Source organism: Streptomyces sp. D2-8 (assembly GCF_023184515.1).
In the GTDB taxonomy this organism is placed as follows: domain Bacteria; phylum Actinomycetota; class Actinomycetes; order Streptomycetales; family Streptomycetaceae; genus Streptomyces.
In genome coordinates this window covers 84,763-109,273 of record NZ_JAAHBP010000020.1, presented here as the reverse complement: position 1 = coordinate 109,273, position 24,511 = coordinate 84,763, and the positions used below count along the sequence as shown (strand labels likewise).

The following is a 24,511-nucleotide window of genomic DNA, read 5'->3' as shown; positions in this document are numbered from 1 at the left end:
GGCGGCCCGGCGCCGGTCAGTGTGGTCGAGGCGGCCGGTACCCCGGTCAGCCCGTCCAGTCCGCCCCGCGCCCCCGCACCTCGTCGAACACCAGCCAGGTCCGCGTCGCACGCACCCCGGCAACGCAGTGGATGCTCTCCAGCACGACCGACCGCAACACCTCGTTGTCCGGCGCGCGCACCAGCACCAGGACGTCGAAGTCGCCCGTCACCAGGGAGACATGCTCCACGTACGGGATGTCGCGCAGCTCGCGCGAGATGTTCCGCCAGGCAGCCTGCTCGGTGCTCACCGTGACGTAGGCGCTCGTGCCGAGGCCGGCCCGCTTGGGATTCAGCTGCGCGGTGAAGCCGGTGATCACCCCCTCGGTCAGCAGCCTGCCGATGCGTGTGTAGGCGTTGGCGCGCGAGATGTGCACCTGCTCGGCCAGCGCGCGGACCGACTGGCGGGCGTCCTGCAGCAGCCGGGCCAGGATCTGGCGGTCGGTGTCGTCGAGCGGGACGGCAGTTCGTCCGGGCACGGGCCCCGCCGGCGAGTCCATCTCAGACACATTGCTCTCCAGAACATTGGGATTCGGCACTTCATCTGCGGTTCACGCGAAGTCTTGAACACATATTCCCTCGTCGTCACCATTCTCCTGTCAAGCGTCCAGAGAAAGCGAGCGCCCTCCATGTCCGTGAAGAGCCTCCGACAGACGGTCCAGGGCCTCCTGCCGTCCCTCACGCCGGTGCGGTTCGTGGCCGAGGACGGCACCCCTGTGGCCAAGCCCCCGGCCGGCTACCGCGAGCCTTCGGTTCAGGCCCTGCGCGAGGCCTACCGGCGGATGGTCCTGGGGCGCCGCTTCGACACCCAGGCCACCGCGCTCACCAAGCAGGGCCGGCTCGCCGTCTACCCGTCCAGCCGGGGCCAGGAGGCCTGCCAGATCGGCGCCGTCCTCGCACTACGCCCGGACGACTGGCTGTTTCCGACCTACCGGGACTCCGTCGCCCTGGTCACCCGAGGCATCGACCCGGTCGAGGTGCTCACCCTGCTGCGCGGCGACTGGCACTGCGGCTACGACCCGGCCGCCACCCGCGTCGCCCCCCAGTGCACCCCGCTGGCCACCCAGGTGCTGCACGCCACCGGCATGGCGGAGGCGCAGCGCCGCAAGGGGGAGGACGGCGTGGCGATGGCCCTGACCGGCGACGGTGCCACCAGCGAGGGCGACTTCCACGAGGCACTGAACTTCGCGGCCGTCCTCCGCGCGCCGGTCGTCTTCTTCGTCCAGAACAACAAGTACGCGATCTCCGTCCCACTGGCCCGGCAGACCGCGGCGCCCGCCCTCGCCTACAAGGGCATCGGCTACGGGGTGCGCTCCGAGCAGGTCGACGGCAACGACCTGGTCGCCGTGCTCGCGGTGCTCACCGACGCCGTCGCGCACGCTCGCGCAGGGCATGGCCCCGTCCTGGTCGAGGCGCACACCTACCGCATGGACGCGCACACCAACGCCGACGACGCGACCCGCTACCGCGATGCCGAGGAGGTCGAGCGCTGGGGCACCGCGGACCCCCTCAGCCGGCTGGAGGCACACCTGCGGGCCCGTGGCGCCCTCACCGACGCCGACGCGGCGGCGGCACGGGAGGAGGCGGAAGCCCTGGCCGCGGACCTGCGCACCCGCATGAACGCGGACACCACCGCCGACCCGATGGAGCTCTTCGACCACGTCTACGCCGAGCCCACCCCGCAACTGCTGGAGCAACGCGCCCAGTTGGCGGCCGAGCTCGCCGAGACCGCCCTGACTCAGGAGGACTGACCCATGGCCGAGACCACCCAGGCCACCAAGGTCACCATGGCGCAGGCGCTCAACACCGCGCTGCGCGACGCACTGCGCGAGGACGACCGCGTGCTCGTCTTCGGCGAGGACGTCGGCCCGCTCGGTGGCGTCTTCCGCATCACCGACGGACTGACCCGCGACTTCGGCGAGGAGAGGTGTTTCGACACCCCGCTGGCCGAGGCCGGCATCGTCGGGCTCGCCGTCGGCATGGCGATGGGCGGCTTCCGGCCCGTGGTGGAGATGCAGTTCGACGCCTTCGCCTACCCGGCGTTCGAGCAGATCGCCTCCCACGTCGCCAAGCTGCGCAACCGGACCCGGGGGCGGCTCACGCTGCCCATGGTGATCCGCATCCCGTACGCGGGCGGCATCGGCGGAGTCGAGCACCACTGCGACTCCAGCGAGGCCTACTACGCGCACACCCCCGGCCTGAAGGTCGTCACCCCGGCGACGGCCGAGGACGCGTACTGGCTGCTGAGGGACGCCATCGCCGACCCCGACCCGGTGGTCTTCCTGGAGCCGAAGAAGCTCTACTGGTCGCGCGAGGACACCGACCTGGAGCGCCGGGGCGCACTGCCGTTCGGGCGGGCCGCCGTACGGCGGGAGGGCCGTGACGCCACGGTCGTCGCGTACGGGCCGTCGGTTCCGGTGGCCCTGGCCGCGGCCGAGGCCGCGGCGGCCGAGGGCATCGAGCTGGAGGTCGTGGATCTGCGCACGATCGTCCCCTTCGACGACGAGACGGTGACGGCCTCCGTACGGCGCACCGGGCGCTGTCTGGTCGTGCAGGAGGCCCAGGGATTCGCCGGGGTCGGGGCGGAGATCGCCGCGCGCGTCCAGGAACGCTGCTTCCATTCGCTGGCGGCACCCGTCCTGCGCGTGGCCGGCTTCGACATCCCGTATCCGCCGCCGAAGCTGGAGCACGCGCATCTGCCCGGCGTCGACCGGATCCTCGACGCCGTCGACCGCCTCCAGTTCGGCGACGAACCGGACACCCGGCATCTGCTGAAGGGAGCGGTCGCATGACCACGGCAACGCGCTTGGAGCAGTTGTTCCGGCTGCCCGACCTCGGCGAAGGGCTGACCGAGGCGGAGATCGTCGAGTGGAAGGTCGCCGTCGGCGACACCGTGACCGTCGACCAGGTCGTGGTCGAGGTCGAGACCGCCAAGGCCGCGGTCGAGGTGCCGGTCCCGTACGAGGGCACGGTGCTCCGGCTGCACGCGGAGGCGGGCACGGCGCTGGCGGTGGGGGAGCCGCTGATCACCGTGGGGGCCGACGCCCCCGCCGGGGCCGACGGACCCGCCTGCGGGCCCCGGCCTGAGGAGGCGGGTGGCGCACCGGAGCCGGTGGTGCCGGCCGACGCGGCGGCCGAGCGTTACCGGGAGGAGGAACAGGCCGGATCCGGCAATGTGCTGATCGGCTACGGCACCGGCCACGGCCCGACGACCTCGCGCCGCCGTCGCCGCGCCGCCGCAGCGGGCCCGTCCGCGAGCGCCGCGCCTGCCGGAGCCGCCTTGAGTGCCAGTGCCGCGCCTCGATCCGGCACGGTCGACAGTGCCGTACCGGCGTGCGGCGCCGTGACCGCGTCGCCTGCCGCCCCCGACACCTCGGCCGCCACTGCGTCGCACGCCCCCCGGGCGATCTCGCCCCTCGTGCGGAGGATGGCCCGGGACCACGGCGTCGACCTCACCGGCGTGTCACCGTCCGGCCCGGCGGGAGTCGTCCTCAGAAGGGACGTCGAGCAGGCCATCGCCCGGGCCGGGCAGACCGCGAGCCCGGACCCGGCCGACAGGGCTCCCGCCCCCGCCCCCGCACCACAGGAGCCGACCACGGCGGCCGGCCCCGAGCGCATCCCCCTGCGCGGAGTCCGCCGCGCCGTCGCCGACAAGCTCTCCCGCAGCCGGACCGAGATCCCCGACGCCACCACCTGGGTCGACGTGGACGCGACCGGGCTGCTCGAGGCCAAGAAGGCGCTGGAGTCCGCCGGAACCGGCACCCGCATCGGTCTGCTGGCGCTGTTCGCCCGCATCTGCGTCGCCGGACTGCGCCGCTTCCCCGAGCTGAATTCCACGGTCGACACCGAGCGCCGGGAGATCCTCCGCTACGACGGGGTGCACCTGGGCTTCGCCGCCCAGACCGAACGGGGGCTGGTCGTCCCGGTCGTCCGCGACGCCCACCTCATGACGACCGTTCAACTGGCCGCCGAACTCGCCCGGTTGACCGAGCTCGCGCGCGGCGGGAACCTGCCGCCGCATGCGCTGACCGGAGGCACCTTCACCCTCAACAACTACGGGGTGTTCGGCGTCGACGGATCCACACCGATCATCAACCACCCGGAGGCCGCCCTCCTCGGCGTGGGCCGCCTCGTCGACAAACCATGGGTCGTGGACGGCCAGTTGACGGTCCGCAAGGTCACACAGCTCTCCTTCAGCTTCGACCACAGGGTCTGCGACGGCGGAGTGGCCGGTGGCTTCCTGCGCTTCGTGGCCGACTGCGTGGAGCGCCCGGCGATCCTGCTCGCGGACGTCTGATCCACCGACCTCACCCTTAGGGGGCCTTTCGCTGTGCCCGTCCGGGTCGCGCGGCCTGGCACACCGCACCTCGCCGCGTTGCCGAAACGCCCACGTGGCTCCTCCCTCAAGCTCTCGGCTCCGCTCGAACAGGGGGCACCCCCATCGAGGCCGCTCTGGCGCCTTGCGATGCACGGCACCAGACCACGCGACCTGATCGGACGCTCATGTGAAAGGACCCCTTAGGCCCTCAGCCCGGCCCATCGCTCCTCAGCCCGTCGCCTCTCAGTCCCCGACCCCAGCCCTTCCGCGCATCCGCCCCTGGGCGGCCTGCGTCCACCGATCCACCGAACGTTCGGCAGGAGTTCCCGATGTCCACCGACTTCTACACCCGCCACGCGGACCTGCTCCAGCAGGCCGTGGAGCACGCCGCCGACCGCGGCTACTGGACGCCGTACCCGGAGACACCCAGCACCTCCGTCTACGGAGCCGAGGCGCCCCAGCAGGGCGAGGCCGCCTTCCACGCCCTCCTCGGCAACCCCTTCCCCCTCGAAGGACACCCCACCGCCGGTACCGTCCCCGCCACCGAGTACTCGCCTTACGGCTTCCCGCTCGACGTCAGCTACCCCTACCTCGCCCCCGACGCTGCCGTCGCCACGGCCAAGGCCGCCGCCGCGAAGTGGCGCGCCGCGAGCCCCGACACCCGGGCCGGAGTCGCGGCCGAGATCCTGGCCCGGCTGAACGCGGCGAGCTTCGAGATCGCGCATGCTGTGCAGCACACCACCGGCCAGCCGTTCGTGATGGCCTTCCAGGCAGGCGGCCCGCACGCCCAGGACCGCGGGCTCGAAGCGGTGGCGTACGCCTGGTACGAGCAGAAGCGCCACCCGGCCACCGCCCGCTGGAGCAAGCCGCAGCGCAGGGGCGGCCCGCTCGCCATGGACAAGACCTTCACCCCGGTCGGACGCGGCGTCGCCGTGCTGATCGCCTGCAACACCTTCCCCACCTGGAACGGCTACCCGGGCTTGTTCGCGAGCCTGGTCACCGGCAACCCGGTGATCGTCAAGCCGCATCGGCGGGCCGTGCTGCCATTGGCCATCACGGTGCGCATCGCCCGTGAGGTCCTGGCGGAGGCCGGATTCGACCCGGACGTGGTGCTGCTCGGCGCCCAGCGCCCCGACGAGCGCACCGCCACCACCCTGGCCACACACCCCGATGTGCGCATCGTGGACTTCACCGGGTCCAGCGAGTTCGGCGACTGGCTGGAGACCAACGCCCGCCAGGCCGCCGTGCACACCGAGAAGGCCGGACTGAACACCGTCCTCGTCGACTCCACCGATGACTACGCGGGACTGCTGCACAACCTGGCCTTCTCTCTCGCCCTCTACAGCGGCCAGATGTGCACCACCCCGCAGAACATCCTGGTCCCGCGCGAGGGCTTCACCACCGACCAGGGGCCGCGCACGGCCGACGAGTTCGCCACCGACCTGGGTACGGCGCTGGACAAGCTGCTCGGCGACCCCGCGCGTGCTGCCGGCACCCTGGGCGCCATCGTGAACGAGGGCGTCCTGAACCGGCTGGAGGAGGCGGCGACGGTCCTCAGCGGCCGTATCGCGCACTCTTCACGGGAGCTGGCGCACCCCGAGCACCCCGGCGCGGTCGTCCGCACCCCGTTGGTGGCCCGGCTTGACGCCGGGGCCGACGAGAAGACGTACAGCAGCGAGTGGTTCGGACCGGTCTCGTTCGTCATCGGCACCGACTCCACCGAGCACGGCCTGCGGCTCCTGCACGAAACCGTCCGGCGGTACGGCGCGCTGACCGCCTCCGTGTACACCACCGACGACGACGTGCTGGAGGCGGCCCGCGATACCGCTCTGGACGCGGGCGTGCACCTGTCGGAGAACCTGACCGGCGCCGTCTTCGTCAACCAGTCCGCCGCCTTCAGCGACTTCCACGGCACTGCGGCCAACCCCGCCGCCAACGCCGCCCTCACCGATCCGGCTTTTGTCACCGGCCGCTTCTCGGTGGTCCAGTCCCGCCGCCACGCCCCCGAGGAGGAGAGCAGCCGTGTCTGATGCCTAGGTCTATCTGACCGACGGGGCCCCCGCACCCCGCAGGGCCGTCACGGGGGCGCCCTGACCTCGGCACGCCCCGACGGCCTGGCCGCCCTCGTCGTCGGTGAGGCGGTACGGCGCTCGGCGATCTCGGCCGGCGCCGTGGACGAGGTGATCCCTGGCGCGGCCGACCAGGCCGGCGAGGACAACCGGGACGTGGCCCGTATGGCGGTACTGCCGGCCGTGTTGCCGCACACCGTCACCGTCAACGGGCTGTGAGCCTCCGCCCTGACGGCCGTGACGCGACGAGGGCGGCCTGACCGGGTGCCTGGGCGGACACGGCCGTCGTGCTGCCCCCTTCACTCGGCGCCCGGTCTTCCTGCGGTGCCGGCGCGAGTACCGCCGGTCCAGCCGGAGGGATCGGCGCGGCTGTCGCCTGTTCAGCAGCCGGATTCGGCGATGTCGAAGTAGCCCGGCGAGGTCTCCCGCAGTGTGTGCGAGACGGCGACGTCGTGCAGACCCATGTTCTGGTCGAGCCGTTGGCAGACGACCGGCGTGCGGAGGACGGCCGCGAAGTTCAGCGCCTCATGGAAGTCGCCCTCGCTGGTGGCACCGTCGCCGGTCAGGGCCATCGCCACGCCGTCCGCAGAAACGTCTTCACCTGGCTTACGCGCTGCCGTACGTCAGGAGGAGCGGACCAACCGCGACGGGGATCCCGTCGTCTGACTGCCCTCGTCCTCCAGGGTCAGGACGTCGGCGCCGGTCTTCGTCAGCGTGTAGAGGTTGCCCCGCGTGCACAGTACGCCTGCGGAGGGGTCGGTGGGAGCGCTCGTGACCGCCTCGAAGACCATGGTCGTTCGATGCGACTCTTGCAGGCGAAGAGTTTCCGTACACCCGATGTCCCGGCCCGTGGTGGCCTCGGTCACCTTGCTGACCTGTCTGCCAACGATCTCGCCTCGCTCCGCCGCATGGAGCGTGACGGTGACGGACACCTTGGTCGTGCGGGCGCTGGTGATGCCGTCACCGGAGGAGTTGCCGGGGCCGCTGCCCCGCCAGGTGCCCACCCACGACGCGGGCAGGGCATCCGAAGACGTCGAGGCGGAGGGGGTCGGAGATGTGGATGTGCCTTCGGTTCCATCCGGCCAGGTGATCGCTGCGGTGGCAGCCGCCGCCGTCACCATGCCCGCGAGGACGGCGACCGTAAGGGCGTGAGCCGACCGCCGACCGGGTGCGGGGCCGGATCCCATGCCGGGAGGGACGGAGGACGGAGGTCTCGGAGCAGTCCCGGGTGGGAGGGGCGGAGGGGGGAGGTAGGCCATCGGCGGTCCGAACCCCGCCGAGGGCGTCGGGTTCGGCGAGGGGGAGGGGACGGCATACCGCTCCAGCGCCGCTCGCAGCTCGGCCTCCCTCGCGGCGATCTCCGCCTCCAGGCCCGGTGACAGCGCCGTGACCCAGGCACGGGGGCCGGTGCCGAGCTGCTCGAGCAGTTCGTCCGTGGTGGGACGGGCCTGGGGCGACTTGTCCAGGCAGGCGGCCGCCAGTGGCATGAGGGCGGGTGGTACGCCGTCGAGCACCGGCTCCTCGTGAACAATCCGGTAAAGCAGCTGTGCCGCCGACAGATCCTCGCCGGGGCGCAGGAAGGGGCCCTTCCCGGAGGCCGCGTAGACGAGTACGGCCCCCAGGGCGAAGACGTCGCCGGGTTCGGCCGAGCTTCCTCCGGTTGCCTGCTCCGGTGCCATGTATCCGGGTGAGCCGATGACCCCGCCGGCCCGGGTGTGGCGGGTGTCTTCGGCGGCTCGGGCGATGCCGAAGTCGATGAGCAGGGGGTGGCGGCGGGCGAGCAGCACATTCGAGGGCTTCACGTCGCGATGCGCGAGGCCCGTCCGGTGCACTGCCCGCAGGCCCTCTGCGAGTTCCGCCGCGAGGGCGCGGACCACGGGCTCGGGCAGCGAGCCGTGCCGTTCCACCCAGTCCGCGAGGGAAGGTGCGGCGACGTACTCGGTGGCCAGCCACTGTGGCCTGTGTCCCGCGGGACTGTAGTCGACGACTGCCACCGTCCACGGAGAGCGCACCTGATTGCTGCTGGCGATCTCGCGGGCGAATCGTTCCTCGAAGCCCGGATCCGCGCCGAACTCGGTCCGTATGGTCTTGAGCGCCAATGGCCGGCCCGACACGGTACGGGACAGGAACACTTGTCCCATGCCGCCGGCGCCGAGCTGTGCCAGCAGAGGATAGCCGCCAATGGCCGGTGGATCCGTGGGGTCCAGGCTTCTCATGAACCTCTCCGAGCGCTACTTGGTCCACAGCAGGGCCGCACGTGCGGATGCCCGCGACCGACTGCCATCGCCATTGGCACGGGCTTGTGGGCTTGCCGTACGGATGATCAATTAATGTACTTTGCGTTGGTTGGGTGGGTGTGCGGTGGGGAGACTCGGCCGGCATACCTGCCGGCCAGTGCCCCGCCAAGCCGTGCGCATGGTCAGGCGGTACCGGACGGCATCTGTCCGCGGATCGCGAACCCTGTGGCAGTGGCCTCGGCCAGGTACATGCTCTGCCGCAGCCGGCCGTCGGCTCCCACCGAGACCCTGCCGCGCGGTCCGGCCAGAGTGAGACCGTGCAGGGCCCGGGAGACCTCACCGCCCCGCGGCGCCCCCGCTTTCCGCGCGGCCCGGGCGAACAGATGAAGGCCCTCGTACGCCGACTCCGTCAGCGCCGACGGCGACGGGGCCCAGGGACCGAAAGCGGCCCGGTAGCGTCGCAGGAAGTCGGTGTTCTCCGCCGTGTCCAGGGCGGAGAAATACGGCAGGCAGGACCAGAGCCCGCTGCCCGCGGCGCCCAGATGCTCTCGGGTGCTCTCCTCCAGCAGGGGTGCGAGCGTACGGATACGGCGGCGCAGCCCCGCGGCGTGGAACCGCCGCTCGAAGTCGATGGAACTCCACCCCACCAGGCTGGAGAGCACCAGGTCGGCGCCGGACGCCTCGATGTCCTCCAGCACGTCGTCGAAGGACGACTCGCCGAGCCGGACGAGGCGTTCGCCGACGACATGCCCGCCGTGGTGCTCCGCGATGCGGCGGCCTCGCGTGCAGACGGCCCGGGGCCAGGAGTAGTCGTTGCCGATCAGGTACCAGGAGCGACCGCCGCTCTCGCGCATCAGCGACGGAACCGCCTGCGCGAGTTGGTCCGCCACCGACTCACCGAGCCGGAACAGCGTTCCGTCCTGCACGCGGCTGCCCTCGTTCGCGGCGGTGTAGAGATACAGCAGACGTGACGCCCGCGCGTAGCGGCTCACCGCGTTGAAGGTCGCCGAGCTGTGTACGCCCACCACGGCCGCCAGGCCGCGCCGCTGGTCGAGTTCCCGCAGCCGGGCCAGCCCCGTGGCGGCGTGGGTGCGATCGTCGATCACCTCGATCCGCACCGGCCGGCCGCCGATCCCGCCCTCGGCGTTGATCTCCTCGGCTGCCAGCGCCGCGCAGTTGGCGGCGGCCCGGCCGAACAGGCCGGCGCTCCCCGACATACTGGTCAGCAAGGCGATACACGTCTCGTCGGTTCGGCTCTCGCTGTCCGGCGCCGCGCAGCCCAGGCTGCCCGTCATCCAGCCGAGAGCCTCCTGATCGAGTTCGGTGACCGTGCGCACCCGCGTGCCCCCGGGCTCACGGGCGAAGGTGATGGTGATCCGCCCGGTCCACGGCGTCTCGTGCTGCAGCACGATCCGCCGGTACGGCCGCATCTCCACGATGCGTGCCGTGCCCCGTACGGTCGTCTCGCCTCCTGGGGCCGCGAACGGCAGGGGTATGTCGACGCCGGCCACCGCGCCGGGCTCCGCGTGCTCGAACCGCGCGGAGAACAACCAGCCCGGGCCACCGGTTCGTCCGAACATGCCGAACGCCTCGTGCGGGGGCATACCGAGGTGCGTCTCGTTGACGAGGGCGATCTCGTGCATGGGCTCTCCTCAGCAGGCCGTGACAAGGCCCGGCTGACGGGCACGCCGGGAGGCGTGCCCGCGGCCGTCATCCGCTCTTCGCTTCACGCAGCCCGCCCTCCGGCCGGTCCGCTGCCACCCCTTGGTCCGTGGGCAGCGACTGCTCATAGATCTGACGCAGGAACGCGATCGCCGCGTCCGCACGGTTGGGGCCCAGGCGGTACCGCCGGTGTTTGCCGTCGCGGATCTCGGAAACCAGCTGCGCGTCCCGCAGGACCCTCAGGTGCGCCGAGACCGCGGTCCGGCCGATCGCCGGGAACGCGGCCGCGATGTCTCCGGCCGTGGGTTCGTGTTCCGAGGCCAACAGGGTCAGAATGGCCCGACGGGTCGCGTCGTTGAGGGCACGGAATACCAGGTCGCTCTCGTGGCTGTGGTCGATCACTTCCTGGGACCTCTCATCCTTTCGGAATGCGGCGGCACCGTGATGCGGCGACAACGTGCCAATGTATGTGTACCCGTTGACTTTACCCGTTTCCGTGCCCGCCGGGCCAGACCGGCGTGGATCCTCAGGGCGCCATCCGGCCCGCCACATGCCCGACGATTCCCTCGTGGACCTGCCCTTCCTCGGCGATCTGCCCCTTCTCCATCAGGTACCACCGGTCCGCTACGCCCAGCGCCATGTCCAAGTGCTGCTCAGCGAGGAGTACGCCGACGCCGGCGGCGGCGATCCGACGTACCGTCTCGGCGAACCGGTCCACATTGGCGGGCTGCTACTGCCAGGCGGGCCAGAAGCGGGTCGGTCCAGAAGGTCGTCAGGTTCTGCACCACCGCCAGACCCAGCGCTGCGATGAGCACCGGTGCCACGCGCCGTCCGGCCACGATGACCACGAGGAAGGCGGTGAGGACGTAGTCCAGGCCCATGTCGGGCTGGACGTTGGTGACGGGGTGCGACCAGTGCCCCGGCGGTCGCGGCGAGGCCCGCGCTCGCCGCGAACACCACGAGGTTCACCCGCGTGGAGCGCACCCCCAGGGTCTCCGACAGCGCGGTGTCGCTGGCGACTGCTCGGACCCGCAGCCCGAGGGAGGTGAACCGCAGCACGGCAAGCACCGCCACGACGACCGTCACCGCGAGCCCGGTGAGCAGCAGCTGGTAGGCGGGGAAGGGGACGCCGAGCACCTTCGTGGCACACAGCGGATTGGCAACCGTCCGGTAGTCCTTGCCGAACCCCAGCTGGATCAGCCGGCGGACGACGATCGACAGGCCGAAGGTCGCCAGGATGGACAGCTCCGGCGACCCGTACAGCCGGCGTACCGACAGCAGCTCGGTCAGGGCGCCCACCCCGAGCCCGACGGCGACGGCCGCCGCCAGGCCCACCGCCCAGGGCGGGCCGTGGTCGGCGGAGACGACGGAGCTGTACGCGCCGATGGTGAGGAACTCGCCGTGCGCCAGGTTGATGATGCGCATCAACCCGAAGGACAGTGAGAGTCCGACGGCCGTCAGTGCCAGGACGGCGGCGGAGGACAGTACACCCAGCGTCAGGGCGATGGTCTGGTCCATGAGTCCGTCACCCCGTGCACTGGCTGTCGGCCGCGACGTCCGGGAAGGTCTTCTTGATCTTGACGACCCCGTCGGTCACCTGCCGGCTTCTCGGCGCTCGACTTCCCGCTGTCGGTGGCGCAGCCCGTCAGGGCGAGCGCGGAAGCCGCCGTGACGGCGAGCCAGGTCCTGCTTTTCAGGTGATGGGGCTTGATGGTGGGCACTTTATCCTCCAACATGTCATCGCGTGAGCGAGCGATGACATGACCTTCAAGGGTGGTCAACCCTCGAAAAGCCGCAACCAAAGCCGGCCTCGTGCGGGCGGCGGCGCAGTGATCGTCCGTGAGCTGTCGAAGCGGATCCGCACGAAGGAGCAGGCCATGAGCGAACCGACCACGAAGGAACCCGGCACGCAGACCGGCCGGGCGGCGCTCGCGGGCGCGCGCAGCCGGCACGAGGCCGTGCAGACGTCCTTGGAACGCGCCGAGGAGGCGGCCTACCTCGGTGGCTTCATCACCCTCGACCGTGATGCCTCCGCCAAGATCTCCGATGAGCCGGGCCCGCTGTCCGGCATGACCCTCGCGATCAAGGACAACATCCACGTCGCGGGGCTGCCCAACACGGCCGGCACCCCCGCCCTGCGGGACTTCGTCCCCCCGTGCGACGCGCCCGCGGTACGGCGGCTGCGTGAAGCAGGTGCCGCCATCCTCGGCAAGGCCAACATGCACGAGCTGGCGTTCGGCATCACCAGCAACAACCAGGCGTTCGGCCCGGTCCGCAACCCGCGTGACCCCAGCTGTTTCGCCGGTGGCAGCAGTGGCGGGGTCGCCGCGCTCGTCGCGGCCGGGGTGGTGCGGGCGGGCCTGGGCACCGACACGGGCGGCTCCGTACGTGTCCCCGCGGCCGTCACCGGCACCTGCGGGCTGCGGCCCACGGTCGGGCGCTACCCCGGGGAGGGTGTGACGCCCCTGTCGAGCACCAGGGACACCATCGGCCCCATGGCGCGCCGGGTGGCAGACCTGGCTCTGCTGGACGGCGTCCTCAGCGGTGACGACGCCCCGGTCGTCGCCCGACCGCCGCGGTCGATCCGGCTGGGCGTGCCGACCGGTCACTTCACCGAGCCGCTGCAGGACGAGGTAGCCGTCCAGTGGGAGACGGCCCTGCGCAACCTGGAGGCGGCCGGTGTGGACCTGGTCCCGGTCGATGTCACCTCGTTCACCGCAGGCGAGTTCGCCACCGGTATGGCCATCGTGCTGTACGAGACCCGGGTGGAGCTGTCCGCCTACCTGGCGAAGCACCGGCCGCAGACGGACCTCGCCACGCTCGCCGCCCTCATCGCGGGCCCCGACGTACGCGGCGTCTTCGAGGGCTGCATCCTCGACGGGGCCCCGGGCCTGGTCTCCGAGGACGTCTACCGCGAGTGCCTGGCCCAGCGGCAGCGGCTGCGTGCGGCCTACGCGGAGACGTTCGCCGCGCACGGTCTGGACGGCCTGGCCTTCCCGACCACCCCGGCCACCGCTCTTGACCTGGCCACCTGCGACCAGGGCATGATTCTGTGCGGGGAAGACGCCGACACCTTCGCCACCTTCATCCGCAACACCGGCCCCGCCAGCGTCATCGGTGCTCCCGGCCTGAGCATCCCCATGGGCGTGGCGACCAACGGCCTGCCGACGGGCCTCGAGATCGACGCTCCCGTCGGAGCCGACCGCGAACTGCTCGCCCTCGGGCTGACCGTTGAGGAGATCTGCGGCTGAAGTTCCCTCGGGCCGGGGTGGGCGATGCGCTTCTCCAGCAGTCCGCCCAGGGTGCCGCGCCCGTCCGCTGTGAGCACCGGGCCCCGTCCTGCTCCGCGTCTTCTGACACCATGCGGCAGGAGCCGTCCGCGGGGGACGGACCGGCCACCGCTGTCGTGGTGGCCCTGTCCGCGGGTTCGGTGGTCTCGTGGACCGTGGTTGGCCTCGCGTCGCCGGGCGCGGCCCGGAGTTCTGTACGGATTGTGGCTCATCACGGCGCCATCCATCCGCATCGCGGAGTGACAGGGCGTACCCGGGCGGGCCCGGCGCACAATGGGTATGGACACCGGTGTCGTGCAGGAGGGCGTTCGGGTGGACGAGCACAGGGCCACGCAGATGCCCCGAGGCGCCGCCGCAGCCGAGGCGGACGCCAAGGGGCTGGTCACCGCGTGGAGCGACGCGGCCCGCAGCCTATTCGGCTTCGACACCAGGGACGTGCTGGGCCGCCCTGTGGCAGATCTGCTGGCCGAACCCCTGCCGCCTGATGCCCTGCACAGCCTCGCCGAGTCGGACGGGTGGACCGGTACGGTCACGGTCCGGCACCAGGACGGCCACCACGTCGAGGTGCGGCTCGAGGCATACCCGCTGCTGAACTCGGACAACGCGGTCCGCTGGTTCCTGACGGCCACCGTGCCGGAGCCGACTGCGCGCCTGCAGAAGTGGGCTTTGGAGCAGTTCCCCGTGCCGGTGGCTCTCTTCGACCGGGACGGGCTCATAGTGTCCACCAACTCCGCGATGGAGAGGGTGACGGGCAGCCCCTCCTGGCAACTGCAGGGCCGGCGGGTGGGCGAGTCCGCCGACAGCCTCCGGCGCCTTCCCGGATTCGAGGGTCTCGGCGACGCGGGGCAGCGAGTCCTGCGCACGGGGAAGACCGTGCCGTACGAGGCTTGGCTGCAACCCCCCGGCGAGCCCCGCGAACACGCCTGGCTGGTGTCCCTCAGCCCGCTGAAGGACAGTGCCGACCGCGTACGAGGCATGTGCCTGGCGGCCATGGACAGTACGGACCAGTTCCGCGCCCGACGCAGACTGAGCGTCCTGAACGAGTCCAGCGTCCGCATCGGCTCCACCCTCGACGTGACCCGCACTGCCGAAGAACTGACCGAGGTGTGCACGGAGCACTTCGCCGACTTCGCACTCGTGGACCTGCTGGATTCCGCGCTGGCCGGGGACGAGACGGCGCCCCCGCCTGCAACCGCGCCCGTCTTCCGTCGCACCGCCTGTCGCTCAGTGCTGGAGGGCTGCCCCGAGGTGACGATTCCCGTCGGCGCCCGCCACGGCTACCGCGAGGGCTCGCCGCAAGGGCGCGTGCTGACCGACGGCCGCGGCATGTTCCACGCGGTCGACGACGCAGGCCGACGCTGGTGGGCCGCGGACTCCCCTGACAGCGTCCGCAGCATCGACGAACACGGCATCCACGCCCTGTTGGTCGTGCCCCTGCGCGCCCGCGGTATTACTCTCGGCCTGGCAATCCTCGGCCGCCATCGAACCCCTGAGCCTTTTGACGACGACGATTTGCTGCTCGCCAAGGAACTCGCGGCGCGCGCGGCGGTCTGCGTCGACAACGCCCGCCGCTACACGCAGGAACGCGAAACGGCACTCGCCCTTCAGCGCAGCCTGCTCCCGCAGCACACTCCCCGGCAGGCGGCTGTCGAGGTCGCGTCCCGCTACTGGCCCACAAGCTCCCGTGCCGGCCTCGGCGGCGACTGGTTCGACGTCATCCCCCTGTCCGGAGCCCGGGTCGCTCTCGTCGTCGGCGACGTCGTCGGCCACGGGGTGCAGGCGTCCGCCACGATGGGCCGTCTCCGCACCGCCGTACGCACCCTCGCCGACGTCGATCTGGACCCCGACGAGCTCCTCACGCACCTTGACGACATCGTCCTGCGTCTGGACTCCGAGCGGGCACCGGACGCGGCCGGCGAACCACAGAGCCCGGGCGAGGTCGGCGCCACCTGTCTCTACGTTGTCTACGACCCCGTCTCACGCCGCTGTACCGCAGCCCGCGCCGGTCACCCCGTCCCGGCCATGGTCACCCCACATGGGCACGTCTCATTCCTCGACCTGCCGAGCGGACCCCCCCTCGGGCTGGGCGGTCTGCCGTTCGAAACCGCAGATTTCGAACTTCCCGAGGGCAGCGTCCTCGCCCTCTACACCGACGGACTGGTCCACGCCCCCGACCGCGACCTCGACGACGGACTGGCCCTGCTCCGCCGAGCCCTCGGCGAGCCCCGCCGCGCGCTGGAGGAGATTTGTGACGGACTCCTGCACAACCTGCCCGACCAACCCACCGACGACGTCGCCCTCCTTGTGGTCCGCACCCGCGCGCTGGAAGCGGGCCGGGTCGCCACCTGGGAGGTACCGGCGGACCCCTCATCCGTCGCCCAGGCCCGTGCGCTGGTATTCAAGCAATTGGCCGCCTGGCATCTGGAGGACCTCGGATTCGTCACCGAACTCGTCGTCAGTGAACTCGTCACCAATGCCATCCGGTACGGCGGATCCCCCATCCAGCTCCGCCTGATTCGTGAGACCGCACTCATCTGCGAGGTCTCGGACTCCAGCAGCACCGCCCCTCACATGCGCCGAGCCCGGGTCTTCGACGAGGGGGGCCGCGGTCTGCTGCTCGTCGCCCAGCTCACCCAGCGCTGGGGCAGCCGCCCCACCCGCACCGGCAAGACGATCTGGGCTGAACAGGCTCTCCCCACCAGTCCCGCGGGCCGTGGCTCGTGAGATGCCCGTCCCGGCCGCATCATGCGCGACCGGGAGGAAACCGAGCGTCAGTTTGTCTTGCGGGTAACCACCTACACACATACGCGCTCCGGCGGCGGCATACGAGGGCGCGGCCGGTCCGGCTTGTGTATGTTTCCATTCCGGGTCCCGTACGCAGAACACCGTCGAGACGGGCCGCGCACGCCTGCTGTGGGCACGGCATGCGGGGTGGAAGAAGGTCAACGGTGCGCGCGGAATCGCGGGAGGCAGTGCTACTTCGACCGGGCCGGACCGGACCGGGCCGGACCGGACCTGGCAGGGCCGGCACTGGCTCGTGGTGAGGCGGGCCACGATCAGTGGGGCGGCGGTCGGCGAGGAGGCCGGGTCGGGGCCGTGCCGGCCGCGGCTGGTTTGGCCTTGTGGGCAGGTGCCCTGCCGGCGGTCGAAGTCGATGTGGAAGGCGTCGCGGGCGAATCCTTCACCCCGGCGGTGCAGGCGGGAGGAGTTGGCCGGCAGCGGTCCGGCGAAGGTGATCCGGTGTCGCGCTCGGCCTTGCCCGGGTGAGGCGGAGAGGTGTAGCCGATGTCGACCAGCGGTTTCGGCTCACGGCCCGATGAGGACTGACTGCCGCGGCAGGCACACCCCGCGCTCGGCCTCGAATTCGTAGCGCCAGGACGCCAAGGACTTCGCAGGATCCAGCGTCGGCTCTCCGTACCGGCCGCCCGCGTCCGTGACGTGACCAACCTCGGGACTCCGGCCGAGACGCCTGGCGGTCTCCGCCATGCCCGTGCCGCCGACACCGCGGTCGTTGAGGATGGCGACAGCGACTTCCGGTGCGGGATCACGGTCGTGGACGGGCTGGTCACGACGGCCGGTACGGCCTCGTGCGGCCGTTCTGCTCAGTTGGCCATTTCTCGCCGGATCGGCTGTCACGCCCGCCGGAGATCCTTGACGCGACGGAGCTTGCCGAGGGACCGCTCCAGGGTCTCGGGGCCGACGATCGCCACCTCGACGGTGACGCCCACGCCGTCCTTGATGCCCTGACCGATCGACCTGGCGGCGGCCTCACGCTGTTCGGGGCCGGTGCCGGGGCGGGCCTCGACCTGCACGACCATGTGATCCATGCGTCCGCGCTCGGTGAGCTGGATCTGGAAATGCGGGGCGACTGCGGGCGTGCGCAGCACGATCTCCTCGATCTGGCTCGGGAAGACGTTCACGCCGCGCAGGATGATCATGTCGTCGCAGCGGCCGGTGATCTTCTGGATCCGGCGGAAGGCAGGCCGGGCCGTGCCGGGCAGCAGCCGGCTCAGGTCGCGGGTGCGGTAGCGGATGATCGGCAGGGCCTCCTTGGTGAGTGAGGTGAAGACGACCTCTCCCTCCTCGCCCTCCGCGAGCACGGTGTCCGTGACCGGGTCGACGACCTCGGGGTAGAAGTGGTCCTCCCAGACGTGCAGGCCGTCCTTGGTCTCCACGCACTCCTGGGCGACGCCGGGGCCGATCACCTCGGACAGGCCGTAGATGTCGACGGCGTGGATGCCCATGCGCTCCTCGATCTCGCGGCGCATCCCCTCCGTCCACGGCTCGGCCCCAAAGATGCCCACCTTCAGTGAGCTGGTGCGCGGGTCGATGCCCTGCCGCTCGAACTCGTCGAGCAGGGTGAGCATGTAGGACGGGGTGACCATGATGATCTCGGGCTCGAAGTCCTGGATGATCTGCACCTGGCGGGCGGTCATGCCGCCGGAGGCCGGGATCACCGTGCATCCGGCGCGTTCGGCCCCGTAGTGCGCGCCGAGGCCGCCGGTGAAGAGTCCGTAGCCGTAGGAGATGTGCACCTTGTGGCCGGGGCGGCCGCCGCCGGCGCGGATCGAGCGGGCGACCACGTCCGCCCACATGGAGAGGTCGTTGTCGGTGTAGCCGACGACCGTGGGGCGGCCGGTGGTGCCGCTGGAGGCGTGGATGCGCCGTACGTCCGCCACCGGTACGGCGAACATGCCGAAGGGGTAGGTGTCCCGCAGGTCGGCCTTGGTGGTGAAGGGGAACCGGGCGAGGTCCTCCAGCGACCGGCAGTCGTCGGGCCTCACACCGGCCTCGTCGAACTTCTTGCGGTACAGCTCCACGTTGTCGTAGGCGTGCCGCAGCGTCGATCGCAGACGGTCGAGCTGAAGTTCTCTCAGCTGCTCTCGCGTCAGGCGCTCGCCGTCGTCCAGCAGGTCGTGGGGGAGGGGTTCTCCCAGGCGGGACGCGGGGGCCGCCATGGCCGTCGTCTCGCTGCTCATCGCGACTCCTTCGTGGTCGTGCTCGGCGTCCTGTGCGCCGTCGTGTCCCTGGTCGACTCCGGTGGCGTGCCGACGATGCTGCGGCTGCGTCCGCGGAACTCCGCGATCACCTTTTCGCCGCGCCGGACGCTCACGCCGTAGATGCCGCTGCGGCCGAACCGGGTGCGCTCCTCGGCGGTCGCCACGAGCACGTCGCCCTCGTACGCCGGGGCGACGAAGGTGATGTCGGCGCCCGCCGCGACGGTCACGGGGCCGTGGCTGTTGCAGGCGCAGGCGAAGGCTGTGTCGGCGAGCAGGAACACATAGCCGCCGTGGGCGATCCGGTGTCCGTTCACCATCGCCGGGTTCACCGTCATGCGGAGCGCGGCGGTCCCCGGGCCGTGTTCGAGCAGCTCGATACCCACACCTTGGGACGCCTCGTCCGCGGCGAACATCGCCTGCGTAGGACTCGACTGAGTGATCTGAGTCATGATTTATGCCACCTTGTCTCCCGACCGAACATTCGGTTAGCCTGCGGCACGGCTTAGTAATCCAGTCGCACCGCTGCCTGTCAAGAGGTGGAATGCATGCCCCAGAACCCCCCTGACCGCCCGGACTTCTTCATCCGCCACCGCGCTCTGCTGGAACAGGCGGTCGCCGCCACCGCCGCCCGGGAGCATTGGACGCCGTATCCCGAGTCGCCCGGCAAGTCGGCGTACGGCGAGGACGCCGCCAAGACGGGAGAAGCCGCGTTCCGGGAGTGCCTGGGAGGCCACTTCGAGCTCCGCGGCCATCCGGGGCACGGCGCGGTACCGGCGACCGAGACGTCCCCGTACGGCCTTCGGCTGGGCGTGACCTACCCCCGTGTCGCCCCGAAGGAGGCGCTGGCCGCCGCGAAGGCCGCCACCGGTCCGTGGCGTGACGCCGGGCCGGACGCCCGTGCGGGGGTGGCCGCGGAGATCCTCGCCCGGCTGAACGCGTCGAGCTTCGAGATCGCGCACGCCGTGCAACACACCACCGGCCAGGCCTTCGTGATGGCCTTTCAGGCCGGCGGCCCGCACGCCCAGGACCGTGGCCTGGAGGCGGTCGCCTACGCCTGGGCGGAGCAGAAACGGCACCCGGCTGCGGCTCGCTGGAGCAAGCCGCAGCGCAAGGGCGGGCCGCTGGTGATGGACAAGAGGTTCACGCCCATAGGGCGCGGGGTGGCGCTGCTGATCGCCTGCAACACCTTCCCCACCTGGAACGGTTACCCGGGCCTGTTCGCCTCCCTGGTCACGGGCAATCCGGTCGTCGTCAAGCCGCACCCGGGCGCCGTCCTGCCGCTCGCGATCACCGTGCGCATCGCCCGCGAGGTGCTGGCCGAGGCGGGCTTCGACCCGAACGTGGTGATCCTGGCCGCCGAGAGTCCTGAGGACCGTACGGCGTCGGTGTACGCCCTCCACCCGGACGTACGGATCATCGACTTCACCGGCTCCACCGAGTTCGGCGACTGGCTGGAGACGCACGCCCGCCACGCCGCCGTGTACACCGAGAAGGCCGGTCTGAACACGGTGGTGCTGGACTCCACCGACGACTACCGCGGGCTGCTGGGCAACCTGGCCTTCTCGCTCTCCCTCTACAGCGGTCAGATGTGCACCACCCCGCAGAACCTGCTGATCCCGCGCGATGGCATCGCCACGGACCAGGGCGTCAAAAGCGCCGACGAGTTCGCCGCCGACCTCGGCGCCGCCCTTGACCGGCTGCTCGGCGACCCGGCCCGCGCGGCCGGCACCCTGGGCGCCGTCGTCAACGACAGTGTGCGCGAGCGCCTGGAGCAGGCCGCCGGGCTCGGCCGTACGGTGCGCGCGTCGGCGCCGGTCGAGCATCCGGAGTACCCGGAGGCGGTCGTCCGTACGCCGCTGGTGGCACGGCTCGACGCGGAGACCGACCGGGAGACCTACACCCGTGAATGGTTCGGGCCCGTCTCCTTCGTCATAGGCACCGACTCCACCGAGCACAGCCTCTCGGTCTTCCGGGAGACCGTGCGTGAGCACGGCGCGCTGACCGCCGCCATCCACTCCACGAGCGAAGACGTGCTGGCCGCCGCCGAGTCGGCCGCCCTGGACGCCGGTGTGCACCTGTCGGAGAACCTCACCGGCGGGGTCTTCGTCAACCAGTCCGCCGCCTTCAGCGACTTCCACGGCAGTGCCGCCAATCCGGCGGCCAGCGCCACCCTGTCCGACCCCGCCTTCGTCACCGGCCGTTTCGCGACGCTGCAGTCGCGCCGGCCCGTTCCCTCCGAGGAGTCCGCCCATGTCTGACGACGTCTTCCTGATCGACGGCGCGCGCACCCCGCAGGGCCGCTATGGCGGCGTACTGGCCTCCGTGCGTCCCGACGACCTGGCCGCCCTGGTGGTGGGTGAGGCCGTGCGCCGCGCGGGGATCCCGGCGGAGGCGGTGGACGAGGTGGTCCTGGGGGCTGCCAACCAGGCCGGTGAGGACAATCGGGACGTGGCGCGCATGGCCGTGCTGCTGGCGGGGCTGCCGCACACCGTCCCCGGCTACACGGTCAACCGGCTCTGTGCCTCCGGGCTGACCGCGGTCGCGAGCGCCGCCCAGGTGATCCGCTCGGGGGAGGCGGACCTGGTGGTCGCGGGCGGGGTGGAGTCCATGACCCGCGCCCCCTGGGTGATGGCCAAGCCCGGCACCCCCTGGGCCAAGCCGGGGGAGGTGCACGACACCTCACTGGGCTGGCGCTTCACCAACCCGCGTTTCGCCGCCACCGACCGGGTCGTGCCCGCGGGGGCCGGTCCCGAGACGGTCAAGGTGACCCTCGCGATGGGGGAGACGGCCGAGGAGGTCGCGGCCCTGGACGGCATTACCCGTGCCGAGTCCGATGCGTTCGCGTTGCGCAGTCACCAGCGGGCCGTGGCGGCGCGGGAGGCGGGGCGCTTCGACCGCGAGATCGTGCCGGTCCCGGTGAAGGACGGCGAGGTCAGTCGTGACGAGGGGCCGCGCCCCGGCACGACGCTGGAGAAGCTCGGCGGACTGCGGACCATCTTCCGCAAGGACGGCATCGTCACCGCTGGTTCCTCCTCGCCGCTGTCGGACGGCGCCGCCGCGCTGGTGGTCGCGAGCGCCGAAGCCGTACGGCGGTACGGGCTCACCCCGCGGGCGCGGGTCGTCACCTCCGCATCGGCCGGCGTCCAGCCCAACATCATGGGCCTCGGCCCGGTGCCCGCCACGGAGAAGGCCCTGGCCCGGGCCGGATGGCGGGCCGGGGACGTGGGCGCGGTCGAGCTGAACGAGGCGTTCGCCGCCCAGGCGCTGGCCGTCATACGCCGTCTCAAGCTCGACGAGGAGCGGGTCAACGCCGACGGCGGCGCCATCGCGCTCGGCCATCCCCTCGGCTGCTCCGGTGCCCGCATCCTGCTGACGCTGATCGGCCGGCTGGAGCGCGAGGACGCCCGCCGGGGCCTGGCGACGCTGTGCGTGGGAGTCGGCCAGGGCGTCGCCATGCTCGTGGAGCGGGCGTGAGCACCGCCTACGAGACGCTGCTCGTCGAGGAGCGAGAGGACCGGGTCGTCGTCACCCTGCACCGGCCCGAGGCCCGCAACGCCATCAGCGGCCGCATGATCGCCGAACTGCACGAGGTGTGCGGGCTGCTGGAAGCCGATCCGAAGCTGCTGCTGCTCACCGGCCACGGCCGGGTCTTCGCGGGTGGCGCCGACATCGCCGAACTGCTGCGACGCGGCCGCGACGAAGCCCTCCAGGGCATCAACAGCCGTCTGTTCGAGCGGGTGCGCAGACTCCCCATGCCCACGCTCGCCGCCGTCGACGGCTGGGCGCTGGGTGGCGGGGCCGAACTGGCGTACGCCTGCGACCTCCGCATCGCAGGTCCGGACGCCGTCTTCGGCAACCCTGAGCCGGGGCTCGGCATCCTCGCCGCGGCCGGGGCCTGCTGGCGGTTGCCCGAGCTGGTCGGCGAGTCGATCGCCAAGCAGGTGCTGCTCGCCGGGCGGAACCTCGACGCGGCCGCGTCACTGGCGGCAGGGCTGGTCATCGACGTCGTACCGGCGGAGAAGCTCCCGGAGGAGGCGCATGCCCTGCTCGACCGCATGGCCCGCTCCTCCGCCACCGCTCTGCGGCTGACGAAGCTCGTCGTCGACTCGCCGGGCGCCCACCCGGTCGCCGACGATCTGGCGCAGGCCGTGCTGTTCGAGGGCCAGGACAAGAAGGATCGCATGACACGCTTCCTGGAGAAGAGGAGCCGGGCATGACCTCAGCACCCGCAGTCGTCGGGGTGATCGGCGGCGGCCGCATGGGCGCCGGTATCGCACAGTCCTTCGCGACGGCCGGTTCGGCCGTGACCGTCGTGGAGAGCGGCGAGCAGGCCGCGGCCGCGGCACTGGGCCGCGTCGCCGCCGGACTGAAGAGAGCGGCCGAACGCGGCGCACTCGCAGAGCCCGCGGAGGACGTGCTGGCCCGGGTGACGACGGTTCCGTCCGTCGACGCCCTGCCCTCGCACGCCGACCTGGTCGTCGAGGCCGTCCCCGAGGACGCCGCGCTCAAGGCCCGGCTCCTCGCCGCCGCTGAGCAGACGGTGAGCCCCGGAACGGTACTGGCCAGCAACACCAGTTCCCTGTCGGTCACCGATCTCGCCGCCGCCCTCACCCGGCCCGATCGCTTCCTGGGTATGCACTTCTTCAACCCCGTGCCCGCCTCCGAACTGGTCGAGATCGTCGTCGCCCCCGACACCGGCGCCGGCACCCTCGACGCGGCCCTCGGCTGGACCCGCTGCCTCGGCAAGAAGGACGTCGTCGTCCAGGACTCGCCCGGCTTCGCCAGCAGTCGCCTCGGCCTGGCTCTGGGCCTGGAGGCGATCCGCATGGTCGAGGAGGGCGTCGCGGAACCGGATGCGATCGACGACGCCATGCGGCTCGGCTACAAGCACCCCATGGGGCCGCTGCGCCTGACCGACCTGGTCGGACTCGACGTACGCCTTGCCATCGCCGAGCACCTGCACGCCACGCTCGGCGAACGCTTCGCCCCTCCCCGGTTGCTGCGGGAGAAGGTCGCCCGTGGCGAGCTCGGCCGCAAGACCGGAAAGGGGTTCTACACGTGGGAATGAGCGCTACGAGCCGGCCTCCGGCCGACGAGACGCGGCATGGCGTCGGCTACACCCTGGACGGCGGCGTTGCCGTCATCGAACTACGAAGGCCCTCCGCGGGAAACGCCCTGGACGTGCCGTTGCGCGCCGGACTGATCGCCGCCGTACGCCGGGTGCGCGGCGACGGCGACCTCGTCCGGGCGGTGCTGCTCACTGCTGAAGGCCGGCACTTCTGCGTCGGCCAGGACCTCAAGGAGCACGCGCGAGCCCTGGAGAGCGCACCCGCCTCCGCCTTCACCATCGTGCGAGACGAGTACAACCCGCTCGTCGAGGAACTGCACGCGCTGCCGCAGCCTGTGGTTGCTGCCGTCGAGGGCGCCTGCGTCGGCGCGGGGCTGGGGCTCGCGCTCTGTGCCGACGTGCGGGTCGCGGGAGCCGGTGCCCGCTTCTCGACCGCGTTCACCGGGATCGGCCTGGCTGCCGACAGCGGTCTGAGCGGGGCTCTGGTACAGGCGGTCGGTCCGTCGCGAGCCGCCGCCCTGATGCTGCTCGGCGACCGCTTCGACGCCGAGGCGGCGCGGCAGTGGGGCCTCGTCCACAGCGTCGTGCCGGACGGCGGTGCCGCTGCGGAGGGCCTGACCCTCGCCAAGCGCCTCGCCGCCGGCCCCACCGCCGCGTACACCGAGGTCAAGGCGCTGCTGCGGGCCGACGAAGCGCCTTTGCGCGTGGTGCTGGAGCGCGAGGCGGCCGCCCAGGAGCGGCTGGGTACGACCGAGGACCACCGGGCTGCTGTGCGGGCCTTCCTAGAAGGCCGACAGCCGTCCTTCGGTGGACGCTGACCCGACTGCGG

Annotated in this window: 18 protein-coding genes and 2 pseudogenes; 12 read left to right on the top strand and 8 right to left on the bottom strand. The window is 71.6% G+C overall.

What is annotated here, in order from left to right:
- Window positions 1–46 precede the first annotated feature (46 nt).
- Window positions 47–538 (bottom strand): Lrp/AsnC family transcriptional regulator, encoded by a 492-nt coding sequence (locus tag G3I77_RS29890; protein WP_282574139.1) that lies wholly within the window; start codon window positions 536–538, stop codon window positions 47–49.
- 129 nt (window positions 539–667) lie between these two features.
- On the opposite strand from G3I77_RS29890, the gene pdhA reads away from it, so the two are divergent.
- The 5 genes and pseudogenes from pdhA to G3I77_RS29865 form a co-directional block, all read left to right on the top strand.
- Window positions 668–1,789, top strand: a complete 1,122-nt coding sequence (pdhA, locus tag G3I77_RS29885; protein WP_248508465.1) for a pyruvate dehydrogenase (acetyl-transferring) E1 component subunit alpha — start codon at window positions 668–670, stop codon at window positions 1,787–1,789.
- 3 nt (window positions 1,790–1,792) lie between these two features.
- Window positions 1,793–2,830: an alpha-ketoacid dehydrogenase subunit beta gene (locus G3I77_RS29880; protein ID WP_248508464.1), complete on the top strand. Its 1,038-nt coding sequence runs from the start codon at window positions 1,793–1,795 to the stop codon at window positions 2,828–2,830.
- Window positions 2,827–4,335 carry a dihydrolipoamide acetyltransferase family protein gene (locus G3I77_RS29875; protein ID WP_248508463.1) on the top strand — a complete coding sequence of 503 codons (1,509 nt, stop codon included), beginning with the start codon at window positions 2,827–2,829 and terminating at the stop codon, window positions 4,333–4,335. Before G3I77_RS29880 ends, G3I77_RS29875 begins: the two co-directional genes overlap by 4 nt.
- Before the next feature lie 350 nt (window positions 4,336–4,685).
- Window positions 4,686–6,386, top strand: a complete 1,701-nt coding sequence (paaN, locus tag G3I77_RS29870; protein ID WP_248508462.1) for a phenylacetic acid degradation protein PaaN — start codon at window positions 4,686–4,688, stop codon at window positions 6,384–6,386.
- Window positions 6,387–6,399: 13 nt separating this feature from the next.
- Window positions 6,400–6,641, top strand: a pseudogene (locus G3I77_RS29865) (3-oxoadipyl-CoA thiolase); the annotation flags it as partial.
- 242 nt (window positions 6,642–6,883) lie between these two features.
- Here G3I77_RS29865 and G3I77_RS29860 read toward each other — a convergent pair.
- The 5 genes and pseudogenes from G3I77_RS29860 to G3I77_RS29840 form a co-directional block, all read right to left on the bottom strand.
- Window positions 6,884–7,042 (bottom strand): annotated as a pseudogene (locus G3I77_RS29860) (thiamine pyrophosphate-dependent enzyme); the annotation flags it as partial.
- Between the two features lie 6 nt (window positions 7,043–7,048).
- Window positions 7,049–8,641 carry a serine/threonine-protein kinase gene (locus G3I77_RS29855; protein WP_248508461.1) on the bottom strand — a complete coding sequence of 531 codons (1,593 nt, stop codon included), beginning with the start codon at window positions 8,639–8,641 and terminating at the stop codon, window positions 7,049–7,051.
- A gap of 203 nt (window positions 8,642–8,844) precedes the next feature.
- Window positions 8,845–10,305 carry a substrate-binding protein gene (locus G3I77_RS29850; RefSeq protein ID WP_248508460.1) on the bottom strand — a complete coding sequence of 487 codons (1,461 nt, stop codon included), beginning with the start codon at window positions 10,303–10,305 and terminating at the stop codon, window positions 8,845–8,847.
- Window positions 10,306–10,372: 67 nt separating this feature from the next.
- Window positions 10,373–10,726: a metalloregulator ArsR/SmtB family transcription factor gene (locus G3I77_RS29845; protein WP_248508459.1), complete on the bottom strand. Its 354-nt coding sequence runs from the start codon at window positions 10,724–10,726 to the stop codon at window positions 10,373–10,375.
- A 222-nt stretch (window positions 10,727–10,948) separates the two neighbouring features.
- Complete coding sequence (locus G3I77_RS29840) at window positions 10,949–11,842, bottom strand: branched-chain amino acid ABC transporter permease (protein ID WP_248508457.1); 894 nt, start codon at window positions 11,840–11,842, stop codon at window positions 10,949–10,951.
- 359 nt (window positions 11,843–12,201) lie between these two features.
- On the opposite strand from G3I77_RS29840, the gene G3I77_RS29835 reads away from it, so the two are divergent.
- Window positions 12,202–13,575: an amidase family protein gene (locus G3I77_RS29835; RefSeq protein ID WP_248508455.1), complete on the top strand. Its 1,374-nt coding sequence runs from the start codon at window positions 12,202–12,204 to the stop codon at window positions 13,573–13,575.
- A gap of 375 nt (window positions 13,576–13,950) precedes the next feature.
- Entirely contained in the window at window positions 13,951–16,338 is a 2,388-nt protein-coding gene (locus G3I77_RS29830) for a SpoIIE family protein phosphatase (protein WP_248508627.1), read from the top strand.
- Window positions 16,339–17,246: 908 nt separating this feature from the next.
- Here G3I77_RS29830 and paaK read toward each other — a convergent pair.
- Window positions 17,247–18,593 carry a phenylacetate--CoA ligase PaaK gene (paaK, locus tag G3I77_RS29825; protein WP_248508454.1) on the bottom strand — a complete coding sequence of 449 codons (1,347 nt, stop codon included), beginning with the start codon at window positions 18,591–18,593 and terminating at the stop codon, window positions 17,247–17,249.
- A complete protein-coding gene (paaI, locus tag G3I77_RS29820) occupies window positions 18,590–19,063 on the bottom strand; it encodes a hydroxyphenylacetyl-CoA thioesterase PaaI (protein ID WP_248508453.1) in 474 nt (157 codons plus the stop codon). Before paaI ends, paaK begins: the two co-directional genes overlap by 4 nt.
- A gap of 96 nt (window positions 19,064–19,159) precedes the next feature.
- Here paaI and paaN (G3I77_RS29815) point away from each other — a divergent pair, with 96 nt between their 5' ends.
- The 5 genes from paaN (G3I77_RS29815) to G3I77_RS29795 are packed head-to-tail and all read left to right on the top strand — an operon-like array spanning window position 19,160 to window position 24,500.
- On the top strand, window positions 19,160–20,872 hold the full coding sequence (paaN, locus tag G3I77_RS29815; protein ID WP_248508452.1) for a phenylacetic acid degradation protein PaaN: 1,713 nt from the start codon (window positions 19,160–19,162) through the stop codon (window positions 20,870–20,872).
- Window positions 20,865–22,088, top strand: coding sequence for a thiolase family protein (locus G3I77_RS29810; protein ID WP_248508451.1), 1,224 nt, complete (start codon window positions 20,865–20,867; stop codon window positions 22,086–22,088). The genes paaN (G3I77_RS29815) and G3I77_RS29810 overlap by 8 nt, the downstream gene beginning before the upstream one ends.
- Window positions 22,085–22,831 carry an enoyl-CoA hydratase/isomerase family protein gene (locus tag G3I77_RS29805; RefSeq protein ID WP_248508450.1) on the top strand — a complete coding sequence of 249 codons (747 nt, stop codon included), beginning with the start codon at window positions 22,085–22,087 and terminating at the stop codon, window positions 22,829–22,831. Before G3I77_RS29810 ends, G3I77_RS29805 begins: the two co-directional genes overlap by 4 nt.
- Window positions 22,828–23,682: a 3-hydroxyacyl-CoA dehydrogenase family protein gene (locus G3I77_RS29800; protein WP_248508449.1), complete on the top strand. Its 855-nt coding sequence runs from the start codon at window positions 22,828–22,830 to the stop codon at window positions 23,680–23,682. The genes G3I77_RS29805 and G3I77_RS29800 overlap by 4 nt, the downstream gene beginning before the upstream one ends.
- Window positions 23,679–24,500, top strand: a complete 822-nt coding sequence (locus G3I77_RS29795; RefSeq protein ID WP_248508447.1) for an enoyl-CoA hydratase/isomerase family protein — start codon at window positions 23,679–23,681, stop codon at window positions 24,498–24,500. Before G3I77_RS29800 ends, G3I77_RS29795 begins: the two co-directional genes overlap by 4 nt.
- Window positions 24,501–24,511: the final 11 nt, after the last annotated feature.